This is a genomic window from Pseudonocardia sp. T1-2H, from assembly GCF_038039215.1.
Classification (GTDB): Bacteria; Actinomycetota; Actinomycetes; order Mycobacteriales; family Pseudonocardiaceae; genus Pseudonocardia.
In genome coordinates this window covers 4,581,344-4,603,794 of record NZ_JBBPCL010000001.1, presented here as the reverse complement: position 1 = coordinate 4,603,794, position 22,451 = coordinate 4,581,344, and the positions used below count along the sequence as shown (strand labels likewise).

The 22,451-nt window shown below is 73.9% G+C and carries 17 protein-coding genes and 3 pseudogenes; 12 read left to right on the top strand and 8 right to left on the bottom strand.

The window, feature by feature from the left end; translation table 11 throughout:
* Positions 1-39 precede the first annotated feature (39 nt).
* From WBK50_RS22685 to WBK50_RS22675, 3 genes are read left to right on the top strand one after another with little or no spacing between them, the layout of a single operon-like run.
* On the top strand, positions 40-1,035 hold the full coding sequence (locus WBK50_RS22685) for a sugar kinase (RefSeq protein WP_341337533.1): 996 nt from the start codon (positions 40-42) through the stop codon (positions 1,033-1,035).
* Positions 1,032-1,820, top strand: a complete 789-nt coding sequence (locus WBK50_RS22680) for an IclR family transcriptional regulator (RefSeq protein WP_341337532.1) — start codon at positions 1,032-1,034, stop codon at positions 1,818-1,820. Before WBK50_RS22685 ends, WBK50_RS22680 begins: the two co-directional genes overlap by 4 nt.
* Positions 1,817-2,221 (top strand): RidA family protein, encoded by a 405-nt coding sequence (locus WBK50_RS22675; RefSeq protein ID WP_341337531.1) that lies wholly within the window; start codon positions 1,817-1,819, stop codon positions 2,219-2,221. Before WBK50_RS22680 ends, WBK50_RS22675 begins: the two co-directional genes overlap by 4 nt.
* Before the next feature lie 47 nt (positions 2,222-2,268).
* On the opposite strand, the pseudogene WBK50_RS22670 reads toward WBK50_RS22675, so the two are convergent.
* Positions 2,269-2,670 (bottom strand): annotated as a pseudogene (locus WBK50_RS22670) (FAD-dependent oxidoreductase); the annotation flags it as partial.
* 378 nt (positions 2,671-3,048) lie between these two features.
* Between WBK50_RS22670 and WBK50_RS35315 the strand changes: the two are divergent.
* A pseudogene (locus WBK50_RS35315) lies at positions 3,049-4,106 on the top strand (DUF4192 domain-containing protein).
* 2 nt (positions 4,107-4,108) lie between these two features.
* Here the strand turns inward: WBK50_RS35315 and galE are convergent.
* Entirely contained in the window at positions 4,109-5,074 is a 966-nt protein-coding gene (galE, locus tag WBK50_RS22660) for a UDP-glucose 4-epimerase GalE (RefSeq protein ID WP_341337529.1), read from the bottom strand.
* 177 nt (positions 5,075-5,251) lie between these two features.
* On the bottom strand, positions 5,252-5,983 hold the full coding sequence (locus tag WBK50_RS22655) for a metal-dependent transcriptional regulator (RefSeq protein WP_341337528.1): 732 nt from the start codon (positions 5,981-5,983) through the stop codon (positions 5,252-5,254).
* Between the two features lie 110 nt (positions 5,984-6,093).
* On the opposite strand from WBK50_RS22655, the gene WBK50_RS22650 reads away from it, so the two are divergent.
* From WBK50_RS22650 to WBK50_RS22640, 3 genes and pseudogenes are all read left to right on the top strand, one after another.
* A complete protein-coding gene (locus WBK50_RS22650) occupies positions 6,094-6,939 on the top strand; it encodes a sulfurtransferase (RefSeq protein WP_341339481.1) in 846 nt (281 codons plus the stop codon).
* An 82-nt stretch (positions 6,940-7,021) separates the two neighbouring features.
* Positions 7,022-8,197: an acetoin utilization protein AcuC gene (locus WBK50_RS22645; RefSeq protein ID WP_341337527.1), complete on the top strand. Its 1,176-nt coding sequence runs from the start codon at positions 7,022-7,024 to the stop codon at positions 8,195-8,197.
* 1 nt (position 8,198) lies between these two features.
* Positions 8,199-10,923: pseudogene (locus WBK50_RS22640) on the top strand (bifunctional acetate--CoA ligase family protein/GNAT family N-acetyltransferase).
* 57 nt (positions 10,924-10,980) lie between these two features.
* On the opposite strand, the gene WBK50_RS22635 reads toward WBK50_RS22640, so the two are convergent.
* Complete coding sequence (locus WBK50_RS22635; RefSeq protein ID WP_341337526.1) at positions 10,981-12,639, bottom strand: fumarate hydratase; 1,659 nt, start codon at positions 12,637-12,639, stop codon at positions 10,981-10,983.
* Positions 12,640-12,898: 259 nt separating this feature from the next.
* Here WBK50_RS22635 and WBK50_RS22630 point away from each other — a divergent pair, with 259 nt between their 5' ends.
* The 4 genes from WBK50_RS22630 (at position 12,899) to WBK50_RS22615 (ending at position 18,286) form a co-directional block, all read left to right on the top strand.
* On the top strand, positions 12,899-15,268 hold the full coding sequence (locus tag WBK50_RS22630; protein ID WP_341337525.1) for a xanthine dehydrogenase family protein molybdopterin-binding subunit: 2,370 nt from the start codon (positions 12,899-12,901) through the stop codon (positions 15,266-15,268).
* 174 nt (positions 15,269-15,442) lie between these two features.
* Entirely contained in the window at positions 15,443-16,597 is a 1,155-nt protein-coding gene (locus WBK50_RS22625) for a serine hydrolase domain-containing protein (protein ID WP_341337524.1), read from the top strand.
* A 130-nt stretch (positions 16,598-16,727) separates the two neighbouring features.
* Positions 16,728-17,570, top strand: a complete 843-nt coding sequence (locus WBK50_RS22620) for a fumarylacetoacetate hydrolase family protein (RefSeq protein ID WP_341337523.1) — start codon at positions 16,728-16,730, stop codon at positions 17,568-17,570.
* Positions 17,567-18,286: a maleylpyruvate isomerase family mycothiol-dependent enzyme gene (locus tag WBK50_RS22615; protein WP_341337522.1), complete on the top strand. Its 720-nt coding sequence runs from the start codon at positions 17,567-17,569 to the stop codon at positions 18,284-18,286. The genes WBK50_RS22620 and WBK50_RS22615 overlap by 4 nt, the downstream gene beginning before the upstream one ends.
* 5 nt (positions 18,287-18,291) lie before the next feature.
* Here the strand turns inward: WBK50_RS22615 and WBK50_RS22610 are convergent, their stop codons facing one another.
* The 3 genes from WBK50_RS22610 to WBK50_RS22600 all read right to left on the bottom strand — a co-directional run bounded on the left by WBK50_RS22610 (position 18,292) and on the right by WBK50_RS22600 (position 20,363).
* Positions 18,292-19,020, bottom strand: coding sequence for a hypothetical protein (locus tag WBK50_RS22610; protein ID WP_341337521.1), 729 nt, complete (start codon positions 19,018-19,020; stop codon positions 18,292-18,294).
* Positions 19,021-19,033: 13 nt separating this feature from the next.
* Positions 19,034-19,189, bottom strand: coding sequence for a hypothetical protein (locus WBK50_RS22605; RefSeq protein ID WP_341337520.1), 156 nt, complete (start codon positions 19,187-19,189; stop codon positions 19,034-19,036).
* Positions 19,190-19,286: 97 nt separating this feature from the next.
* Entirely contained in the window at positions 19,287-20,363 is a 1,077-nt protein-coding gene (locus WBK50_RS22600; protein ID WP_341337519.1) for an esterase/lipase family protein, read from the bottom strand.
* A 105-nt stretch (positions 20,364-20,468) separates the two neighbouring features.
* Here WBK50_RS22600 and WBK50_RS22595 point away from each other — a divergent pair, with 105 nt between their 5' ends.
* Positions 20,469-21,884: an RNB domain-containing ribonuclease gene (locus WBK50_RS22595; RefSeq protein WP_341337518.1), complete on the top strand. Its 1,416-nt coding sequence runs from the start codon at positions 20,469-20,471 to the stop codon at positions 21,882-21,884.
* Here WBK50_RS22595 and WBK50_RS22590 read toward each other — a convergent pair.
* Entirely contained in the window at positions 21,868-22,431 is a 564-nt protein-coding gene (locus tag WBK50_RS22590) for a nitroreductase family protein (RefSeq protein WP_341337517.1), read from the bottom strand. The genes WBK50_RS22595 and WBK50_RS22590 overlap by 17 nt on opposite strands.
* Positions 22,432-22,451: the final 20 nt, after the last annotated feature.

Sequence of the window (22,451 nt, the reverse complement as noted above, 5' to 3'; positions counted from 1 at the left end):
CGCCGCCGGCAGAGCGTCAACGTGTGGGGGTTTCGAGGTATGCAACCGACGGTCGTGTGCCTGGGCGAGGCGTTGGCGCTGCTCCCGGACGTGCCCACCGGCGAACCGGCCCCCGTCGAGGCGCGCGCCGCGGGCGCCGAGGTGAACGTCGCGCTCGGCCTGGCCGGGGCCGGGATCCCCGTCGCGTGGATCGGCCGCCTCGGGGACGACGCGCTCGGCGCGGCCGTGCTGTCCGAGCTGGAGCGCCGCGGGGTCGACGTCGGCGCCGTCGAGATCGACCCGGCCCTGCCGACCGGGTGCTACGCGAAGACCGTCGCGATCGGGCCGGACGGCGAGCCGTCGTCGCGCATGCACTACTGCCGCGCGGGCTCGGCCGCTGCGGGCATGGGGCCGGGCTTCCTGGCGCGGCCCGCCGTCCGCGAGCGTTTCGCCGCCGCCGCGTTCGTGCACGTCAGCGGCATCACCGCCGCGCTGTCGGAGTCCTGCGCGGAGCTGATGGACGCCCTGCTCGCCGCGCCGCGGAGCGGGCGCGCGGTGTTCGATGTGAACTGGCGCGAGCAGATGTGGCCGTCCGGGGACCCTCGTGCCGTGGCGGGGCTGGCCGGGCTCGCGGACGTCGTCCTGGTGGGCGGCGACGAGGCGCGGCGGGTGTTCGGCACAGACGAGCCGGCGGCGCTGCGACGGCTGCTCCCCGCGCCGGAACTGCTGGTCGTCAAGGACGGCGCGGACCGGGCGCTCGCGATGACGCGGGACGGGAGCGTCGTCGCGCAGCCGGCCCTCGCGGTGGAGGTCGTGGAGCCGGTGGGGGCGGGGGACGCGTTCGCCGCGGGCCTGCTCACCGGGCTCGTCCGGAGCGAGCCGATCGAGCGCTGCCTGCGGCGCGGGCACCTCGCTGCGGCGGCGGTCCTGACCGTCCCCGGGGACTCCGCGACGCCACTGCCCGCGGCGACGACGGACCGACTCCTCGACTCGACGGAGCGGGAGTGGGCGGACGTCCGCGTGTCCGCGGCCGGGCTGAAGGAAGTGACCCGATGAGTGCGAGCCTGGGGAAGGCGTTGCAGATCCTGGTCCGGCTCGGTGCCGGGCCGGCGTCCCTGGACGACCTGGCGGGCGCGCTGGGCGTGCACAAGACCACGGTCCTGCGGCTGCTGCGCACCCTCGCCGAGGACCACTTCGTCTACCGGGACGGCAACCACCGCTACCACCTCGGCGCCACGGTCTTCGAGCTCGCCTCGCGCGGACTGGACCAGCGCGAGGTCCGCGGCATCGCGGCCCCGCACCTGGCGGTGTTCAACGCCGAGCACGGCCGCACGACGCACCTCTCGGAGCTGGTGGGCAGCGAGATCGTCTACATCGACAAGCTCGAGTCCCACGACCACGTGCGGATGGCGTCGCGGATCGGCCTGCGTGCGCCTGTGCACTCGACGGCCGCGGGAAAGGTGCTGGTCGCGGACCTGTCGCCGGCCGAGCTCGAGCAGGTGCTCGGCGGCGTCGAGTTCACCCGGGCCACCCCGAACACCCTCGTGACGCGCGAGGACTACCTGGCCGAGCTCGCCCGCGTACGCGAGCAGGGCTGGGCGCACGACAGGGAGGAGAACGAGCGCTCCATCAACTGCATCTCCGCGCCCGTCCGCAGTGCCTCCGGCCGGGCCGTCGCCGCCGTGTCGGTCTCGGTCCCGGACATCGTCATGAGCGACGACCAGCTCGTCGAGCTGGTCCCGTCACTGCTGGCCGTCACCGACCGGATCTCCCGGGACCACGGTTGGCAACCCCCGACCACGTCGAAATCCGTCACCACCTCGAAAGGCCGCCCCGCATGAGCAGCAAGACCGTCGTCAAGACCGACGCCGCCCCGGCCCCCGCGCACACCTTCAGCCAGGCCGTGCGCAAGGGCGGGCTGCTGCAGGTCTCCGGGCAGGGACCGATGGACCCGGAGTCGAACACCTACATCGGCGAGGGCGACGTCCGCGTCCAGACCCGGCGCACGCTGGAGAACGTCCGGGCGATCCTCGAGGCCGGCGGCTCGTCGGTCGAGGACGTGCTGATGTTCCGTGTCTACCTCACGAAGCGGGAGGACTTCCCGCTGATGAACGAGGTCTACGGGGAGTTCGTCGCCGAGCACGTCCCGAGCGGTGCGCTGCCCGCCCGCACCACCGTCTTCGTCGACCTCCCGCACGAGGTCATGCTCGTCGAGATCGACGCGCTCGCCGTCGCCGAGTAGTTGGTACCGAAGACGCGCACACCGAGCAGGGTGCGGTCCTCTGTGGAGACCAGCAGCTTGAGCATGCCGTAGGAGTCCCCCACGATCGCGCCGCGGGCGAGTTCGCGGTAGCGGGACATCCCCACCTCGTAGGGGGTGGAGGAGCCCGTCAGCTCCGCCTCGGTCTTCCCGCGGAAGGAGATCTCGGGGACGGTGTCGATACCGATCGGCTGCAGGCCGTGCAGCTCCCGGGCCGGTTCGTCGAACGCGTGGTAGGCGGCGAGCCGGCCCTGGTCCATGCTCGTCGCGGCCAGGGCGGGGAAGCCGATGACGTCCCCGACCGCGTAGATGTGCGGCACCTCGGTGCGGTAGTGCTCGTCGACCGGGATCCGGCCACGGTCGTCCGCGGTGAGGTTCGCCTTGTCCAGGTGTAGCTCGTCCGTGACGCCCTGCCGCCCCGCCGAGTACATGACCATGTCCGCCGGGATCTTCTTCCCGCTGAACCAGGCTGGTGACGGTGCCCTTCGCGGTGTTCTCCACCCTGGACACCTCCTCGCGAAGCGGAAGGTCACCGCCGTCCCCTCGCGTGCTGTCGGAGAGTTCCGTTCGCGCGGCCGGGGTGACCACACGCTCCGTCAGCGTTCCCCGGCGCCGACCGGTGGGGCAACCGGGGGACGTTACCTCTGTGCGACGACAGAACCGACGCTCCTGGCGTCCGGCGGGGCGATTCATCCCCAGGCTGGGATTTCGAGGCCTCCGAGCGGGTCAGGGCCGGCGGGCGAACCACTGTCCACAACCGGAATCGTCGCGATTTCCGGACCGCCGGTGCGCGGCCGGACGCTGCCTCCATGACCGCAGCGCCTGTACCCCTCCACTCCTCCGACCCGCCGCCGCTCCGGGTGCGGGACCCCGGCGAGCTCGTCGCCGCGATCCCGGTCCTGCTCGGGTTCCATCCCCGGGACTCGGTGGTGCTCGTGAGCACCGGCGGCCCGTCCGGGCGGCGGATCGGGTTGACGCTGCGCGTGGACCTGCCCCCGCCCGGCGTCGGTGACGATCTCGCGGTGGTCTGCGAGACGGCGGCGGATGCGATCCTGAACGGGGATCCGGCGAGCGTGGCGGTGGTCGTCGTGCAGGGCGGGGGCGATCCCGCGCACCCGCCCCGGGGCGAGGCCGCCACGGCGATGGTGGCCGCGCTCGCCGTCGTCGGGCTGCGGGCGCACACCGTGGTCTGGGCGGGCGGCACCGCCGCCGGGGACCCGTGGGCCTGCTACCCCTCGGTCGACCCGTGCGGCTGCAGGGGAGCCGTCCCGGATCCCTCGTCGACCCCGCTCGCCGCGGCGGCGGTGGCCCGGGGAGCGTCGTGCGCGGCTCTCGCGAGGAGCTCGAACAGCAGGTCGTGCCCGCGTCCCGGGACGTCCTGGCGCGCCGGGCGAAGGAGCGGGACCGCTGGACCGACGAGGCCCGCACGACCACCCTCGCGGAGCACCGGACCGCCCTGCAGGCCGCCCTCGACGACGCCGCGGCCTGCCGGCTCATGGTCGACGACGCGCTGGTCCTGGCCCTGTCCGCGGCGCTCGAGGAACCCTCCGTGCGGGACATCGCCCTCGCCGCCTGTGCCGGGCCGCAGGCACCGGCCGCGGAGCAGCTGTGGGCGGCGCTCGCGCGGGAGACCCCGGCCCCGGAGGCCGCCGAACCCGCCGCCCTGCTGGCCGTCAGCGCCCTGCTTCGCGGGGACGGGGCGCTGGCGAACATCGCCCTCGAACGCGCGTGCCGGGCCTGGCCCGGGCACCGGCTCGCGCTCCTGTTGCGCCGGGCCCTGGACTCCGGGACGGGGCCGGTGGAGATCCGCCGCTGGCTCGAGGAGAAGACGCTGCCCCGGGACCTCTGGCGGGAGGACCTCCGATGACCTCAGACGGGCAGGCGGTCCTGGGTGAAGCGCCAGGCGTCCCCGACGATCGTCCGGATGTCCGTCCGCGTCGGCTGCCAGCCGAGCGCCGCTGCCGCCGCCGCGCTCGAGGCGATCAGCACGGCCGGGTCCCCGGCGCGCCGCGGTGCGACCGCGGACGGGATCGGGTGGCCGGTGACCTCACGGCAGGCCTCGACGACCTCCTTGACGGAGAAGCCCTGACCGCTGCCGAGGTTGTAGATCGAGTGCCGGCCGGGGGCCGCGTTCGCCAGGGCCAGCGCGTGGGCCTCGGCCAGGTCCTCGACGTGGATGTAGTCCCGTACGCAGGTGCCGTCCGGGGTGGGCCAGTCGTCGCCGTAGATCGCGACGGACTCGCGGTGTCCGCTGGCGACCTGCAGCACGATCGGGATCAGGTGGGTCTCGACCGTGTGCCGCTCGCCGTAGCGGCCGTGGGCACCCGCGACGTTGAAGTACCGCAGGCTCGTCGCCGCCAGGCCGTACGCGGTGGCGTAGGAGGTCAGCATCATGTCGATCGCGAGCTTGCTCGCGCCGTACGGGTTCGTCGGCCGGGTGGGGGAGGACTCGAGGATCGGAACCTGCTCGGCCTCGCCGTAGGTGGCGGCGGTGGAGGAGAACACGATCCGCGGCACGTCGTGCTCGCGCATGGCCTCCAGCAGCCGGAGCGCGGCGACGACATTGTTGTCCCAGTACAGCTCGGGATGCACCACGGACTCGCCCACGAGCGACCGCGCGGCGAAGTGCAGGACCCCGTCGAAACCGCCCTCGCCCAGCACCGTCCCCGCGATCTCGGCCAGGTTGCCCTCGACGAACCGGGCCCCGTCCGGGACCGCGTCGCGGTGCCCCGTGGACAGGTCGTCGAGCACGACGACCTCGTGCCCGGCCTCCGCCAGGTGCGCCGCGCACACGCTACCGACGTAGCCCGCACCACCGGTGACGAGCAGCTTCACAAGGTCCTCCTGGAGGGTCGACTCGCTGTGCGAACGGTCTCACGCCCCGCGGTGTCACGGGCATCCGGCCCGGAACGGGGTGTGCAACGACGAGTGCCCCGGCCGCAGGGCCGGGGCACTCGATCGGGTGACGGGCAGCTCGGGAGGGGCGGCGCGACGCTCGTCTCGGTGGTGCGGTCAGACGGCGCGGACCAACACCGCGTGGGCGATCAGCGGCCCCACCGGTGCGGTCTCGCCGTCGGAGGTGACGGACACCGCGTCGCCGAAGCGGGGGATGGACGCGACGTCCACGCCCTTGCCGGGCACGATGCCCGCCAGCTTCAGCTCGCCCATCAGGTCCGCGTCCACCTGCACGTGCTCGGCGATCCGCCGGACCTCGACCTTGCCGCCGCCGCGGCGGGCGAACTCGTCCAGGCGCTGCAGGCCGACCTCGAGCGTGGGCGGCGCGGACGCGGTGTGCCGCGCGGTGGCCTCGGCCAGCTCGGGCTCGACCGTCAGCTCGTCCAGGCCGGGGATCGGGTTGCCGTAGGGCGAGACCTGCGGGTTGTCCAGGAGGCGGACGAGCTTGCGCTCGACCGCCTCGCTCATCACGTGCTCCCAGCGGCAGGCCTCGGCGTGGACGAGCTCCCACTCGAGCCCGATCACGTCGGTGAGCAGTCGCTCGGCCAGCCGGTGCTTGCGCATGACGGCCACGGCACGCGCGCGGCCGTTCTCGGTCAGCTCGAGATGACGATCCCCGGCGACGACCACGAGCCCGTCCCGCTCCATCCGCGCCACGGTCTGGCTCACGGTGGGACCGCTCTGCCCGAGACGTTCGGCGATCCGCGCACGCAGCGGGACGACGCCTTCCTCCTCGAGCTCGTAGATCGTTCGGAGGTACATCTCGGTGGTGTCGATCAACTCGTTCACAGCCGGACCCCTCTTCGTTGTCAACCCAGTCTAGCCGTGCGGTGCCCTGTCGGCCGTCGCCCCTCGTCCGGGCAGGATGGTGGGGTGTCCGTCGTCGTTTCCCCCTTGACCTGGCCGCCGACCTGGAACGCGGCTCCGCCGACCGGACCGTCGTGCTCGACGTCCGCTGGCGGCTCGGCGGCCCTCCCGGACGCGCGGAGCACGCCGTCGGGCACGTGCCCGGCGCGGTGTTCGTCGACCTCGACACCGAGCTCGCCGCGCCGCCCGGCACCGGCGGCCGGCACCCCCTCCCGGAGCCGTCGCGGCTGCAGGAGGTGTTGCGGCGCGCGGGGGTCTCGGAGGGCTCGCGGGTGGTGGCCTACGACCACGCGGACGGGTCCGTCGCGGCCCGCGCCTGGTGGCTGCTGCGCTGGGCCGGGCTGCCCGCGGACCGCGTCGCGGTGCTCGACGGAGGGTGGGCGGCCTGGCGCGAGGAGGGGCTCCCGGTCTCGACGGAGGAGCCGGCGCCGGAGCCCGGAGACGTCGTCGTCCGCCCGGGCGGCATGCCCGTGCTCGACGCGGACGCGGCGGCGGCGCTGGCCCGCTCCGGGGTGCTGCTCGACGCCCGCGCGGGCGAGCGCTACCGGGGCGAGGTGGAGCCGGTCGACCCGCGGGCCGGGCACATCCCGGGCGCCCGCAGCGCCCCCTCGGCCGGGAACGTCGGCCACGACGGGCGCTGGCAGGAGCCCGGGGACCTGGCCGAACGCTTTCGCGAGCTGGGCGTCGAGCCCGGCTCCGGGCCCGAGGCCGTCGGGGCCTACTGCGGCTCCGGGGTGACGGCGTCGTCGCTGGTCCTGGCATTGGAGTACGCCGGCCTGACGGCGCCCGAGAAGCCCGCGGCGCTCTACGCGGGGTCGTGGTCGGACTGGTCGACGGACCCGGACCGGCCCGCGGCGACAGGACCGGAGGCGGGATGAACGGGGTGCGACCCCGCCGCGGGCGACCGCAGCTCCCCGGGAGACGTGGCCGCGCGCGCCCCGATCGCCTAGCGTCCGCGTCATGAGTCCCCGCACCTCGGTCGTCTGGACACCGGAGTTCCTGAGCTACCAGCTCTCCGAGGATCACCCGCTCAATCCCGTGCGGCTGGACCTGACGATGCGTCTGGCCGCCGAGCTCGGCGTGCTCGACGACGTCGAGCTCCTGGTCCCCGAGCCCGCGACGGAGGAGGACCTCCTGCGGGTGCACGAGCCGTCCTACCTGACGGCCGTGCGCTCGGCTCCGGAGATGCCCTTCGACGTCGGCCACGGGCTCGGCACCGACGACAACCCCATCTTCTTCGGGATGCACGAAGCCAGCGCACTGATCTGCGGCGGCTCGATCGCCGCGGCGCGGGAGATCGCGGAGGGCCGGGCGGACCGGGCCGTCAACCTGGCGGGCGGGCTGCACCACGCCATGCGCAACCGTGCGGGAGGGTTCTGCGTTTACAACGACTGCTCGGTCGCGATCGCGTGGCTGCTCGAGCACGGCTACGACCGGATCGCCTACGTGGACGTCGACGTGCACCACGGCGACGGCGTGCAGGCCTCCTTCTACGACGACCCGCGCGTGCTCACCGTCTCCATGCACCAGCACCCGCTGACCCTCTGGCCGGGCACGGGCTGGCCGGGGAAGCTCGGCAAGGACAAGGGCGAGGGGTACGCGGCGAACGTGCCGCTGCCCCCGGGCACCGGCGACGCCGGCTGGCGGCGGGCGTTCAACGCCGTCGTCCCGTCGCTGCTCAAGGAGTTCCGCCCGCAGATCCTGGTCACCGAGTGCGGCGCGGACACCCATGCCGAGGACCCGCTGGCGAACCTGGAGCTGTCCGTGGACGGGCAGCGGGCGATCTACCACACGCTGCGCGAGCTGGCCGAGACCACGGCCGGCGGCAAGTGGCTGGTCCTCGGCGGCGGCGGGTACTCGCTGTTCCGGGTGGTCCCGCGCTCCTGGACGCACCTGCTGGCCACGGCCCTGGACCGGGACCTGGACCCGCGCCGGCCGATCCCTGCGGGCTGGACCGCGCACGCCGCGACCCTGACCCGCCAGCCCCTGCCCGTCGCCATGACCGACGGCGCCGACCCCGCCTTCGTGCCCTGGGGTGACGGGGTCACCGCAGACCGGGTCGACGGCGCCGTCGTCGACTCCCGCCGTGCGCTGTTCCCCCTGCACGGCCTCGACCCCGACGATCCCCGGGACTGACATGCCGGACACGAACGAGACGGACCCCGACCAGGCCGGCACCCCGGCCGGCGGGGACCAGCCCGAAGGCGCCCCGGCCGGTTACCCCCGGCACTGGGAGGCGGACGTCGTCGCCTCGGACGGCGGCATCGTGCACCTGCGGCCGATCCTGCCCACGGACGCGGAGGACATCACCGCGTTCCACAAGCAGCTCTCGGACCGCACCCGCTACCTGCGCTACTTCGGCCCGTACCCGCGGATCCCCCCGCGTGACCTGGAGCGCTTCACCAACGTCGACCACCGCAGGCGGGTCGCGCTGATCGCCCTGCTCGGGGACGAGATCATCGCGGTCGGCCGCTACGAGGGCCTCGGCGAGTCCGATCCCGTGGTGTCCGCCGAGGTGGCCTTCGTCGTGCGGGACGACCACCAGGGCCGCGGGCTCGGCTCGATCCTGCTCGAACACCTGGCCGCGGCCGCCCGGGAGAACGGGCTGTCCCGCTTCGAGGCCGAGGTGCTGGTGGAGAACCACCAGATGGTCCGGGTCTTCCGGGACGCGGGCTACCAGGTCAGCCGGGCCTTCGCCGAGGGCGTGCTGCACCTCGAGTTCGACATCGAGGCCACCGCGAAGTCGCTGGCCGTGCGGGACTCCCGGGAGCAGGCCGCCGAGGCGCGCAGCGTCGCGAACGTGCTGCACCCGACCTCCGTCGCGGTGATCGGGGCGTCCACGGACGAGTCGAAGATCGGCCACGCCGTCCTGTCGCACCTGCTGCGCGCCAACTTCACCGGGCCCGTCTACCCGGTGAACCCGGAGGCGCGCTCCGTCCGGGGGGTCCGGGCCTACGGCTCGGTCACCGACATCCCGGACCACGTCGACCTCGCGGTGGTCGCGGTCCCGGCCTCGGGGATCGACGAGGTCATGGACTCCTGCCTGGCGAAGGGCGTCAAGGCGCTCCTCGTGATCAGCTCCGGGTTCGGGGACGCCGGGGACAGCGGCACGGACGCGGAGCGCAGGCTCGTCGAGGAGGCCCGGGCGCACGGCATGCGGGTGATCGGCCCGAACGCCCTCGGCGTCGCGAACCTCGCCGACGACGTGCGGCTCAACGCCACCCTCGCCCCGGATCTGCCCGGGCGCGGCCGGGTCGGGTTCTTCTGCCAGTCCGGTGCGCTCGGCACGGCGATCCTCGCGAGCGCGAAGGACCGCGGGCTGGGCCTCTCGACGTTCGTCTCCGCAGGCAACCGGGCGGACGTCTCCGGCAACGACCTGCTGCAGTACTGGCAGACGGACTCGGCGACGGACGTCGTGCTGCTCTATCTGGAGACCTTCGGCAACCCGCGCAAGTTCGGCCGGCTCGCCCGGCGGCTCGCCCGGACCAAACCCGTGGTCGCGGTGAAGAGCGGGCGGTACTCGTCGCCGACCCGGCTGCGGGCTCGTTCCGTCCCGATCGACGACGCCAGCGTGCGCGCCCTGTTCGAACAGTCCGGCGTGATCCGGGTCGACACCCTGTCCGAGCTCTTCGACACCGCGCTGCTGCTGTCCTACCAGCCGCTGCCGAAGGGCCGGCGGGTTGCGGTCGTCGGGAACTCGACGGCGCTGAACGTGCTGGTCACCGACGGGCTGCTGGACGAGGACATGACGGTCGCGGGCGATCCCGTCGACGTCGGCGCCGCGGCCACCCCGCAGGAGCTGGCCGCCGCGGTGAACAAGGCGATGGGGGCCGAGGGCGCGGACGAGGCGGACTCGCTCGTCGTCGTGTTCGTCCCGCCGATCGCGACGCCCGGGGCCGCCTACGCCCGCGCGCTGCGCGAGGCCGTCGCGGACACGGGGAAGCCGGTCGTCGCGGTGTTCCTCGCGGTCGAGGGCGTCCCGGACGAGCTGGCCGCGCCGCTCCCGGACGGTTCGCCCGGGCCCGGGTCCGTGCCGAGCTACGCCAGCCCGGAGCGCGCCGTCGTGGCCCTGGCCCGGGTGGCGCGTTACGCCGAGTGGCGCTCGATGCCGGTCGGGGAGTTCGTGACGCCGGAGGGCATCGACACGGACCGGGCCCGGGAGCTCGTCACCCGGCTGGGGTCGGACGAGACCCGCGCGCTCACCGACGAGGAGGCGGTGGAGCTGCTGGCGTGCTTCGGCATCCAGGTCACCGCCTTCCGCAAGGTGCGGGGCGCGGACGCCGCGGCCGCCGCGGCGGACGAGCTCGGCTACCCGATCGCGCTCAAGGCGGTGGGGGACCGGTGGCGGCACCGGACGGACCTCGTCGGGGTCCGGCTGGACCTGGGCTCGGTGGCCGCGGTGCGCCGGGCGTTCGACGACCTGTCCCGGCTCACCGGCCGGGACGAGGTCTACGTGCAGCGGATGGCGCCCAAGGGGACGTCGTGCGTGCTCGAGGTGGTGGAAGACCCGTCGTTCGGCTCGCTCGTGTCGTTCGGGCTCTCCGGGATGGCGACGCAGCTGCTGGAGGACCGGGCGTTCCGGGTCGTCCCGCTGTCGACCGAGGACGCCGCGAGCCTGGTCCGGGCGCCGCGAGCGGCCCCGCTGCTCACCGGCTACCGGGGCAGCGAGCCCGTCCGCCTCGACGCGCTGGAGGACCTGGCGCTGCGGGTCGGCCGAATCGCGGAGGAGCTTCCCGGAGGTGCGCTCCCTCGCCCTGGACCCCGTCCTCGCCAGCCCGGAGGGCGCCTTCGTGACCGGCGCCCGGGTCGTCCTGGGCCCGCCCCCGACCCGGGACGACGCGGGCCCGCGGCGCCTGAGCTGAACTAGCCGTGGCCCGTTCGTTCCCCGCGGCGGAGCGAACGGGCCACTAATGCCGTCCTCAGCGGCGGAAGCCGACCTGGAGGGTGGGCTGGCTGGTGTTCGCGAAGAAGTCGTTGCCCTTGTCGTCGACGACGACGAACGCCGGGAAGTCCTCGACCTCGATCTTCCAGACCGCCTCCATGCCGAGCTCCGCGTACTCGAGCACGTCGACCTTGCGGATGCAGTCCTGCGCGAGCCGGGCGGCGGGGCCGCCGATCGAGCCCAGGTAGAAGCCGCCGTGCGCCGCGCAGGACTCGGTGACCTGCTTGGAACGGTTCCCCTTCGCCAGCATCACCAGCGAGCCGCCCGCCGCCTGGAACTGGGCGACGTAGGAGTCCATCCGGCCCGCCGTCGTCGGGCCGAAGGAGCCGGAGGCGTAGCCGTCGGGGGTCTTCGCGGGTCCGGCGTAGTAGACCGGGTGGTCGCGGAGGTACTGCGGCATCGGCTCGCCGGCGTCGAGCCGCTCGGCGATCTTCGCGTGCGCGATGTCCCGGGCGACGACGAGCGGCCCGGACAGCGACACCCGGGTCTTGACCGGCAGCTGCGAGAGCTGGGCGCGGATCTCCGACATCGGCCGGTTCAGGTCGATCCGCACGACGTCGGCGTCGGCGGAGTCCAGGTGCTCCTCGGTGACGTCCGGCAGGAACCGCGCCGGGTCCCGCTCGAGCTGCTCCAGGAAGACGCCCTCGGTAGTGATCTTGGCCTTGGCCTGGCGGTCCGCGGAGCAGGACACCGCGATCCCCACCGGCAGCGACGCGCCGTGCCGCGGCAGCCGGATCACCCGGACGTCGTGGCAGAAGTACTTGCCGCCGAACTGGGCGCCGATGCCGAAGTTGCGGGTCAGCTCCAGGACCTGCTGCTCCAGATCGGTGTCCCGGATCGCGTGTCCGAGGTCGCTGCCCTCGGTCGGCAGGGTGTCGAGGTACCGCGCGGACGCGAGCTTCGCGACCTTGAGCGTGTACTCCGCGGACATCCCCCCGACGACGACGGCGAGGTGGTACGGCGGGCAGGCGGCGGTGCCGAGCGAGCGGAGCTTCTCGTCCAGGAACGCGGCGAGCTTCTTCGGGTTCAGCAGCGCCTTCGTCTCCTGGTAGAGGAAGGTCTTGTTGGCCGAGCCACCGCCCTTGGCCATCACCAGGAACTCGTACCTGGGCTTCTGCCCGGGCACGGAGTACAGCTCCACCTGCGCCGGCAGGTTGGTGCCGGTGTTCTTCTCCTCCCAGAACGAGAGCGGCGCCATCTGGGAGTACCGCAGGTTCAGCTGGTCGTAGGCCTCGAAGATGCCGCGGGACACGGCCTCCTCGTCGTTCCCGCCGGTCAGGACGGTCTCGGTGCGCTTGCCGACGACGATCGCCGTGCCGGTGTCCTGGCACATCGGCAGCACGCCGCCGGCCGAGACGCAGGCGTTGCGCAGCAGGTCCGTGGCGACGAAACGGTCGTTCCCCGAGGCCTCGGGATCGTCGATGATCGCGCGGAGCTGGGCGAGGTGGGACGGGCGGAGGTGGTGCTGGATGTCCTTGACGGCCTCGCGGACCAGGCCGGTGATGGTGGCGGGGTCGATCTCGAGGAACGTCCGGCCGGCCGCTTCCACGACCTTTCCCGCGGGCAGGTCGAGCTCGCGGTACTCGGTGGCGTCGGGGCCGAGCGGCAGCACGTCGGTGTGGTGGAACTCGGGCATGGGAGAAAACTACCCCGGGCCCGAGGCACCCCCGACGTGATGTGCGGCGGTCACGGGAGGCGCAGTGTGGTCGGGAGGCCGGACCGACCCCCGTCCGGTCCGACCTCCCGGGGACGCACCGCGCGGGCGGGACCCGCCGGTGCGAGGAAGAGGTGAAGCGACCTTGTCGTACGTGCCGGGCCCGGTCAACTCGTTCCTGAGTGAAATCTTGGTGTCGAGCAGCGGGACCGAACGAGCGTACAGACGTAGTGTGAGTCACATGCCTGGATCCATTCTCGGAACCGCGGTGCGCCGCGTCGAGGACCCCGACCTGATCACCGGCAACACCACCTACGTGGGAAACCTCTCGGCGAACGGCAGCATCGAGGGCCTGCTGCACGTGGCCTTCGTGCGTTCCCCGCTCGCCCACGGCCTGGTGACGGGGATCGAGACGGCGGCCGCCGCCGCGGTCGACGGGGTCGTCGCGGTCTACACCGCCGCGGACCTGGGTCTGCCGGCCCACCACGGCCTGATGGTCCTCAACCCGGACCTGCCCCGGCCCCCGCTCGCGACGGACCGCGTCCGGTTCGTCGGCGAGGCGGTGGCGATGGTCGTCGCGGAGAGCAAGGCCGTGGCCGTCGACGCCGCGGAGCTGGTGGAGGTGGACTACGACCCGCTGCCCGCCGTCGTCGACCTGGAGGAGGCCCTCGCGCCCGACGCCGAGCTGCAGTTCCCGGAGCAGGGGTCCAACCTCGCCGCCGGGCTCCGCGACGGGGACAGCGCCGCCGCCCTCGACGGGGCGGAGGTCGTCGTCCGGGCGCGGATGGTGAACCAGCGCCTCGCGGTGGTCCCGATGGAGGGCAACGCGATCGTCGTCGACCCGCGGGGCGACGCGGGTCACGACCTGCTCGTCCACGTCTCGACGCAGATGCCGCACGGCTTCCGGGCACAGCTCGCCGGCATCCTCGGCCTCGACGCCGAGACGGTCCGGGTGATCGCCCCGCACGTCGGCGGCGCCTTCGGCGGCAAGGCCGGGGTGCTCGCCGAGCACACCGCCGTCGTCGGGGCCGCGCGCCGGCTGGGGCGCCCGCTGGCCTGGGTGGAGACCCGTTCCGAGAACCTCGTCTCGATGCCGCACGGCCGATCGCAGGTCGGGTACTACGAGCTCGGGCTGACCCGGGACGGGACGATGACGGGGCTGCGCTGCCGCGTCGTCGGGGACGCCGGCGCCTACGCCGGGTTCGGCGGCGCGCTGCCGCTGCGCATGACCTACGTGATGGCGCCGGGCGTCTACGCCATCCCGAAGGTCGGCTACGACGCCGCGTCGGCCCTGACCAACACCACGCCCGTCGGCGCGTTCCGCGGTGCCGGACGCCCGGAGGCGGCGGCGCACCTCGAGCGGTTGGTGGACATCGCCGCCGTCGAGCTGGACATGGACCCGGTGGAGCTGCGCCGGCGGAACTTCCTGGACCCGTCCTCGTTCCCGCTGACCACGCCGGTCGGCGCGACCTACGACGTCGGGGACTACGACCTGCCGCTGCGCGAGGCGCTGCGCCTCGCGGACTACGAGAAGCTCCGGGAGGAGCAGCAGTCCCGGCGCGAGGCGCAGGACCCGGTGCAGCTCGGCATCGGGATCGCCGTCTACGTGGAGATCACCGCCGGTGGCGGGGGCAGCGAGTACGGCTCGGTGCACGTGCACGCCGACGGCACCGCGACCGTCTCGGCCGGGACGTCCGCGCACGGCCAGGGCCACGCGACGTCGTTCGCGATGCTGGTGTCGGACCGCCTCGGCATCCCCATGGACAGGATCACCTACGAGCAGTCCGACACCGCGACGGTCCCGCGCGGCGGCGGCACGGGCGGTTCGCGGTCCCTGCAGATGGGCGGCTCGGCCGTCGACAAGGCCGCGACCGACGTCCTGGCCCAGGCCCGCAACCGGGCGGCGGCGATGCTCGAGGCGAACATCGACGACGTCGAGCTGACCGACGGCGGCGAGTTCGGCGTCACCGGGGTGCCGACGCCCACGGTCACCTGGCAGCAGGTCGCGAGCGGGGCCGAGGCGGCCGGGGAGACGCTCTTCGCGGGGCTCGACGCCACCCAGGCCGGCGCGACGTTCCCGTTCGGCGCGCACGTGTCCGTCGTGGAGGTCGACACCGATACCGGACGGGTCAGCCCGCGCCGGCACGTCGCCGTCGACGACTGCGGGCGGATCCTCAACCCACTGCTCGTCGAGGGCCAGCAGCACGGCGGGCTGGCCCAGGGCATCGCGCAGGCGCTCTACGAGGAGGTCGTCTACGACGCGGACGGGCAGCCCCTGACCTCGACACTCGCGGACTACCACGTCCCGACCGCCGCGGACCTGTTCCCGTTCGAGGTCGCGACCACCGAGACCCCGACCCACATGAACCCGCTGGGCGCGAAGGGGATCGGTGAGTCCGCGACCGTCGGGTCGACGCCCGCGGTGCAGAACGCGATCGTCGACGCACTGCGGCCGTTCGGGGTGCGACACATCGACCTGCCGTGCACGCCGGAGCGGATCTGGCGGGCGGTCCGGGCAGGGGGTGAGGACCCGTGGCGCGAGCCGCCGGCGATCTTCGACGACCTGCCGCGGCGGGGTGGCGACAGCACCGAGGAGTCCGGGGCGATCTGATCCGGTCCCGGCGCTCGTGCGCGGAAGACGTCGTCGGAACAACGTTGTCCGCGCACGGGCGGCGAAGCCGCACCTGCCCGTTCGGAGGGGGCCGGTTGCCGTGGCCGCCCGCTGTCGGAAGGCTGTGCGGCGCATCACATCGAGCTGGCAGAGACGCCAGAAGGAGCAGCCCCCATGAGCTCAGCCATCGACCAGGTACTCCGGGACGCGGTCGCGGCCGGATCGGTTCCCCAGGCCGTCGCGATCGCGGCGGACCGGGACGGGAACATCCTCTACGAGGGCGGCGCCGGGCCGCGCTCGGTCGGCTCGGACGAGCCGGCGGGCGTCGACACGCACTTCCGGATCGCGTCCATGACCAAGATGGTCGCCACGACGGCCGCTCTGCAGCAGGTCGAGCAGGGGAACCTCGAGCTCGAGGCGCCGATCGACACGATCCTCCCGCAGTTCGCGGACCTGCAGGTCCTCGAGGGCTTCGACGGCGACACCCCCAAGTACCGCCCCGCCGGCTCCCGCGCCACTGTCAAGCAGCTGATCACCCACACGACCGGTCTGAGCTACTGGTTCTGGAACCCGGAGATCGTGGAGTGGGAGCGGGTCACCGGGACCCCGAACGTGCTCACCGGGGACAAGGCGATCTTCACCGCCCCGCTGGTCGCGGACCCGGGGACGAAGTTCGAGTACGGGATCAACACGGACTGGCTGGGTGAGGTCGTCCGCGAGGTCAGCGGGCAGAACCTGAAGGACTACCTCGCCGAGCACGTCCTGGGCCCGCTCGGGATGAACCGGACGTCGTTCACGCCGAGCGAGGCGGACCGCGCCAACCTCGCCGCGGTCCACGTCAAGGGCGAGGACGGCAGCTGGGTCGCCACGGACATCGACTGGTCGACGGCACCGCAGTGGTGGGCCGGGGGCCACGGCCTCTACTCCACCCCGCGGGACTACCTGCGTTTCCAGCTGATGCTGCTCAACAACGGGACGCTGGACGGCGAGCAGATCCTGCAGGCGTCGACGGTCGAGCAGGCGTTCACCAACCAGATCGGCTCGCTGGACTTCCCGACCTACATCCCGACCGGCGACCCGGCGGTCTCCGGGCCGTGGAACGGGCCGCCCGGGATGAAGTGGGGCCACGGCCTGCTGCTCAACACCGTCCAGGAGCCGGGCCTGCGTGCCGCCTACAGCGGGGCCTGGGCCGGGGTGTTCAACAGCCACTACTGGGTCGACCCGGCCTCCGGGGTGACCGGCGCGATCTACAGCCAGTTCCTGCCGTTCATCCCGGCCGAGGCCATGCAGATGTACCAGGACTTCGAGCGGGAGGTCTACCGCCTCTGAGGCACCCCCCGGCGAGTGGCGGCGGACGCCGGAGCGCCCGTCGCCACTCGCCAGGGGTGGGTATCGGGGCGGACGGGGCATATCGCAGACTCCTACCCGTGACGGTGAGGACGAGCGTGGAGCGGACGCGATGAGGCTGGCGACGATCCGGACGGCCGTGGGCACCCGGGCGGTCCGCGTGGACGCGGACACGGCGGTCGAGACCGGCGAGGCGGACCTGCGTGCCCTGCTGTCCCGCGAGGACTGGGCCGCCCACGCCGCCGCGGCGGCGGGCCCGACGCACCCGGTCGAGGGCCTGGACTACGCCCCGCTGGTGCCCTCGCCCGAGAAGATCATCTGCGTGGGACTGAACTACCGGGACCACGTGCTCGAGATGGGCAACCAGCTCCCCGAGTACCCGACGGTCTTCGCGAAGTTCGCCCCCGCGCTGGTCGGCGCGTACGACGACATCGAGCTGCCCACCGTCTCCACCGCGGTGGACTACGAGGCCGAGCTCACCCTCGTCATCGGGCGTCCGGTCCGGGACGCGGACGACGCGACGGCGGCGGCCGCCATCGCCGGCTACACGATCCTCAACGACGTGAGCATGCGGGACTTCCAGAACCGCACCAAGCAGTTCCTGCAGGGCAAGACGTTCGAGCACTCGACGCCGCTCGGCCCGGTCCTGGTGACGCCGGACGAACTGCCCGAGGGTGGCTGGGCCATCTCCAGCAGCCTCGACGGGGAGGTCATGCAGGACTCCACCACGGACCAGCTGGTCTTCGGCGCGGTCGAGCTCGTCAAGTACCTCTCCGCGATCCTCACGCTCAACCCTGGCGACGTCATCGCCACCGGCACGCCCGGCGGCGTGGGGCACGCGCGCAAGCCCCCGCGCTACCTGACCGACGGAACCGAACTGGTCACGTCGATCGCGGGGATCGGCGAGTGCCGCAACACCTGCAGGCTGAAGGCGCGGGCGGGCTCGGCGACGTGAGCCGCACGCTGAAGGAGACCCTGGACTGGGCCGGCGACGGCGCGGCGCACCTGCGTGGACTCATGACGCGCATGGGCGACGAGGCGTTCCGCAAGCCGTCGGCGCTGCCCGGGTGGAGCCGCGCGCACGTGCTGACCCACGTCGCTCGCAACGCCGATGCGCTGATCAACCTCCTCAACTGGGCGAAGACCGGCAAGGAGACACCGATGTACGCCTCCCGCGAGCAGCGGGACGCGGACATCGAGAGCGGTGCGCTGCGTGACGCCGCGGTCATCCGCGAGGACGTCGTGGCGACCTCGGACAGGCTCGCCGTCGCGGTGAAGGCCATGCCCAAGGACGCGTGGAAGGCCATCGTCCGCGACGGGCGGGGCAACCCGATGCCGGTCCAGGACATCGGGTGGCTGCGGGCGCGGGAGATGTGGATCCACTCGGTGGACCTGGACGTCGGCGCGTCGTTCGAGGACTTCCCGGCGCCGATGCTGCGCGAGCTGCTCAGCGACGTCACCCGGTCGCTGTCCGAGCGCCCCGAGACGCCGGCGGTGCGGCTGGTCGCGACGGATCGCGACCAGGTGTGGTCCACCGGTGAGGCGCCCGGCCTGGTGTCCGTGTCCGGCCCGACGGCCGACCTCGCGACGTGGGTCTCCGGCCGCGGTCGTTCGCGCGCGCTGAAGACGGACGACGGCAGCAAGCCACCGGTCATGCCCGCCTGGCTGTAGCGGGCTCAGCTCTGCGGGCCGCGGGTGAGCCGGTCCAGCCGGGACTGGACCTCGTCCAGCCTGGCCTGCAGCAGCGCGACCTCGGCGGCGAGCAGCGCGACCGTCCCCGGCTCGTCGTCCCGGCCCGCCGGGGGCGGTTCGGCCGCCGGTTCGGGGCGGACCGCGACGCCGGAGACGGGCATCCCGGGGATGGGGCCGTCGACCCGCACGTCGATGCCCCCCGCCAGCCGGGAGAAGTCCTCGGGGGTGATCACCGGGCGCAGCGCCGCGCAGCCCGGGCACACCGGGACGAGCCGGCGCCAGCCGACACTGCCCACCCCGGAGTCCGCGAGCAGCTCCGCGGCCCGGCCGCACTCGCAGCGGCCGATCCGGACCGTGCGCACCCGCTGCCGGGCGTAGCGCAGCCCCCGTTCGTAGCGCCGGTAACGTCCGGACACCGCGACCTCGAGCAGCACCGCGCCCCGGTGGTCCGGCTCGCAGGCCAGGTCCCGGGCCGAGGACAGCTCGTGGAAGCAGTAGAACCCGCAGTCGCACCACCGGGACGGGCACGCGTGCCGGGACCCGTGCGCGCACACCGCGTCGTCGACCGTGCGGTAGACGTGGGCCCGGCCGAGCGTCACCCCGCTGTAGCCCGCCACCGTGCCGTCGGCGGACAGCATGGGATACGCGAGCTTGAATCCCGGGAGTGGCTTCTCGGAATGCTCGTGCGGCGTGCGGGCGAAGAGTCCGCCCATCGTGCGGTCCGGGTCAGACCCGGGCGGGGCGAACGGGCTCGGGGGCCTCCTCGAGTGCCGCCACCTCGACCGGGACGGTGACCTTCTCCTCGGGGACGCGCGGCTGGTCGGCCTGCTCGGCCTCCCGGTCGACGGCGAAACCCTCCGCCAGCTTCCTGCCCAACCTCATGACGCCTCCCATGGTTCGGCGAACCGGTGTGTCAAGGCTGACCCGCGGAGCGGCCGTTGTCCAGAGGGCAGAGTGACGACTCTGTTTCCGAGGCTGATCAGCAGCCCGTCGCGTGGGTGTAGCAGGGGAGGGCGGGTTCGGCCGGGAGCGGGGTCGTCGGCCGGTTGCCGGCGACGTCCAGGCGCCGCGTCCCGTCCGTCAGTTCGGCCCGGGTGATCCCGCGGGCGTCGATCCGCCCGCAGCCCTGCGTTCCGGCGCGCGCGACGTCCGCCGGTCCCGGATTCTGCAGCGCGTCCACGACGAGGGCGAGCGCCACGGCGTCCGACGTGCCGAGGGCGACGTGGTCCACCGGGCGGCCGGGGCAGAGGTCCTGGACCGCGACGTTGACGACCGTGCCGCCGCCGGGCTCGCCGACCGGCAGCGCCGAGGCCGCCGGGGTGGGGGTGACGACGGCGTCCGTGGCCGAGGTGACGACGGTGTAGTCGATCCCGGGGAACGTCCGCAGTCCGGAGTTGAGCGCCGCGAGGAACTCCGAGCCCGCGCGCTGCTGCCACCGGGCGGCGCTGCAGGTGTCGGTGCAGGCGGTCGCCAGGGGCGCCGCGCCCTCGGTTGGCGGGCCGAGCGCGACGACGTCGGACACCAGCGGGCGCAGGTCCGGCCAGAACCGCAGCGCCCAGCGGATCACGACGCCGCCCTGGCTGTGCCCGACGACGGCGACCTTCCGCCCGGAACGCTCGGCGATCGACCGCACGGCGTGCGCGACGTACTCGCCGCGCACCGCGATGTCGGCGTTGTTGTGGTCGGGGGCGACGGACACGCAGGTCGGAATGTCCCGGGTGGCGAGCACCGGCTCGACGCCCCAGTCGAAGGCCTCGTCCGGGTCCGCACCGGTGCCGGACAGCAGCAGGACCGGGTCGACGGAGGCGCCGTCGACCGCCGGGGTGCAGGTCAGGCTCGCGTCGAGCAGGTCCTGCGGGACGGAGAACGCGGGACCCGCCCGGTCGACCGGCGCCCACCGGGCGGGCTGCGGCTCCGCGGTGGCCGCAGTGGTCGTGGGCGGGCGCGCCGGGGCGGCGGCGACGGTGGCGCCCGTCGTCGCGACGTAGACGCCGAGCAGGAGCGCGAGCGCGACGACGACCACCGAGACGAGCCGGACGACGGGCTGGGCGGACATCGGGGGGCTCCGTGGGGGTCGGAGTTGGGGCGGCCGGGGCGGGCCCACGGTAGCGCGTGATCTCCGGCCCGTGCCCTTGCCCGGCCGCGCTCCTATCCTTCGCCCGTGGTGACCCCGCGAACAGCCCGCCCCGACTTCGCCGCCGTCCGGGCCGAGTTCGACCTCCCCGCGTCCTTCCCGCCCGACGTCCTGGCCGAGGCGTCGGCCGTCGAGCCGGTCACGGCCGGTCCGGACCGGGTCGACGCCACGGACCTCGAGCTGGTAACGATCGACCCGCCGGGCTCGAAGGACCTGGACCAGGCGGTCGGGATCGCGCGCACGGGGCAGGGCTTCGTCGTGCACTACGCGATCGCGGACCTGGGCGCGGTCGTCGAACCCGGGGGCGCGCTCGACGCCGAGGTGCGCCGCCGCGGGCAGACCCTCTACCTCCCGGACGGCTCGGTCCCGCTGCACCCGCCGGTGCTGTCCGAGGGGGCGGCGAGCCTGCTGCCGGACGGCGACCGCCCGGCCGTGCTCTGGCGGATCACCCTCGACGAGGCCGGCGAGGCCCGGGACGTGCAGGTCCGCCGCGCGATGGTCCGGTCCCGCGCGCGGCTGGACTACGCGGGCGTGCAGGCCGACGTCGACGCCGGGTGCCCGCTGCCCGTCGCCCTGGCCGCCCTGCCGGAGCTGGGTCCGCTGCGGCGCGCGCTGGCCGTCGGCCGCGGCGCGGTCGAGCTGGAGCTGCCGGAGCAGGAGGTCGTCCGCAGCGGCGACGGGTGGACCGTCGAGGTGCGGCGGCGGAGCGCCGTCGAGGACTGGAACGCGGAGATCTCGCTGCTCACCGGCATGTGCGCGGCCAGGATGATGCTCGACGCGGGGGTGGGCCTGCTGCGGACGTTGCCGGTGCCGGATCCCGCCGACGTCGCCGCGCTGCGCCGGACCGCGCTGGGGCTCGGGGTCGCGTGGCCGGAGGGCGCGACTCCCGCGGAGGTCCTGGCCGGTCTGCGTTCGCCGGCGTCCGGGGACGGCTCGGCCCCCGCGCTCGCCCTCCGCCGCGCGGCCACCTCGCTGCTGCGGGGTGCGGGGTACAGCTGGTTCGGTCCCGGTCAGGCTCCGCCGGAGGACCCCGGCCACGGGGGCATCGGGGCGCCGTACGCGCACGTCACGGCCCCGCTGCGGCGGCTCGGTGACCGGTTCGGCAGCGAGCTCTGCCTGGCGATCGCGGCGGGCGAGGACCCGGCGCCCTGGCTGCTCGATGCCCTCCCGACGTTGCCGGGTCTCCTCTCCGCCTCGGAGGCGCGGGCGGGCCAGGTCGAGCGCGCCTGCATGGATCGCACCGAGGCCGGCCTGCTCGCGGACCGGGTGGGCGAGGAGGTCGAGGTGATCGTGCTGCGGGCCGAGCCGGGCGAGGTCTACCTGCCGGAGCCGCCGGTCATGGCCCGCTGCGAGGGCACGCTGAAGGCGGGCGGGACGGTCGGGGTCCGGCTCGTCGAGGCCGACCCGGCGACCGGCCGCGTCCGGTTCAGCGCAGGTACGTGACGGGGAGCGGGACCTCCGGGCGAGGGGCGGGGGCCGGACCGGCCGGCGTGCCGAGGTAGACCCAGGCCGTCACGGTCTCCTCCGCGGTCAGGCCCAGGTGCGCGCGGACCTTCGGGGCATCGCCGTACCAGCCCGTCCGCCAGATCGCGCCGAACCCGGCCACGGCCGCGGCCAGGACGAGCCCGTGGGCGACGGCCGCGGCGGACGCATGCTGCTCCCACTGCGGGACCTTCGCGTGCGCCACCGGCGACGCCACGACCACCACGACCAGCGGCGCCCGCAGCGGCTTGGTCCGGCTGTGCTCCAACTGCTCCGGGGTGGCCTCCGGCGCCCGCTCGGCGTGGGCCGCGGCGAACGCCTCGCCGAGCGGGCCGCGCGCGGACTCGTCGACGACGACGAACCGCCAGGGCCGCAGCCGTCCGTGGTCGGGCGCGCCGGCGGCGACGGCGAGGAGCTCGGCGAGCTCGCCGGGTCCCGGGGCGGGCGCGACCAGCCGGGGACGCGAGCGGCGCTCACGCAGCGCACGTAGGAGATCGCGATCCGTCACGGCGTCAACCCCTTTCACCC

Coding starts and splice junctions, on each gene's coding strand:
- WBK50_RS22610 (WP_341337521.1), bottom strand. CDS start 19,020: ATGGGCGGACTCTTCGCCCGCACGCCGCACGAGCATTCCGAGAAGCCA.
- WBK50_RS22645 (WP_341337527.1), top strand. CDS start 7,022: ATGAGTCCCCGCACCTCGGTCGTCTGGACACCGGAGTTCCTGAGCTAC.
- WBK50_RS22625 (WP_341337524.1), top strand. CDS start 15,443: ATGAGCTCAGCCATCGACCAGGTACTCCGGGACGCGGTCGCGGCCGGA.
- WBK50_RS22620 (WP_341337523.1), top strand. CDS start 16,728: ATGAGGCTGGCGACGATCCGGACGGCCGTGGGCACCCGGGCGGTCCGC.
- WBK50_RS22600 (WP_341337519.1), bottom strand. CDS start 20,363: ATGTCCGCCCAGCCCGTCGTCCGGCTCGTCTCGGTGGTCGTCGTCGCG.
- WBK50_RS22605 (WP_341337520.1), bottom strand. CDS start 19,189: ATGAGGTTGGGCAGGAAGCTGGCGGAGGGTTTCGCCGTCGACCGGGAG.
- WBK50_RS22635 (WP_341337526.1), bottom strand. CDS start 12,639: ATGCCCGAGTTCCACCACACCGACGTGCTGCCGCTCGGCCCCGACGCC.
- WBK50_RS22675 (WP_341337531.1), top strand. CDS start 1,817: ATGAGCAGCAAGACCGTCGTCAAGACCGACGCCGCCCCGGCCCCCGCG.
- WBK50_RS22680 (WP_341337532.1), top strand. CDS start 1,032: ATGAGTGCGAGCCTGGGGAAGGCGTTGCAGATCCTGGTCCGGCTCGGT.
- WBK50_RS22685 (WP_341337533.1), top strand. CDS start 40: ATGCAACCGACGGTCGTGTGCCTGGGCGAGGCGTTGGCGCTGCTCCCG.
- WBK50_RS22630 (WP_341337525.1), top strand. CDS start 12,899: ATGCCTGGATCCATTCTCGGAACCGCGGTGCGCCGCGTCGAGGACCCC.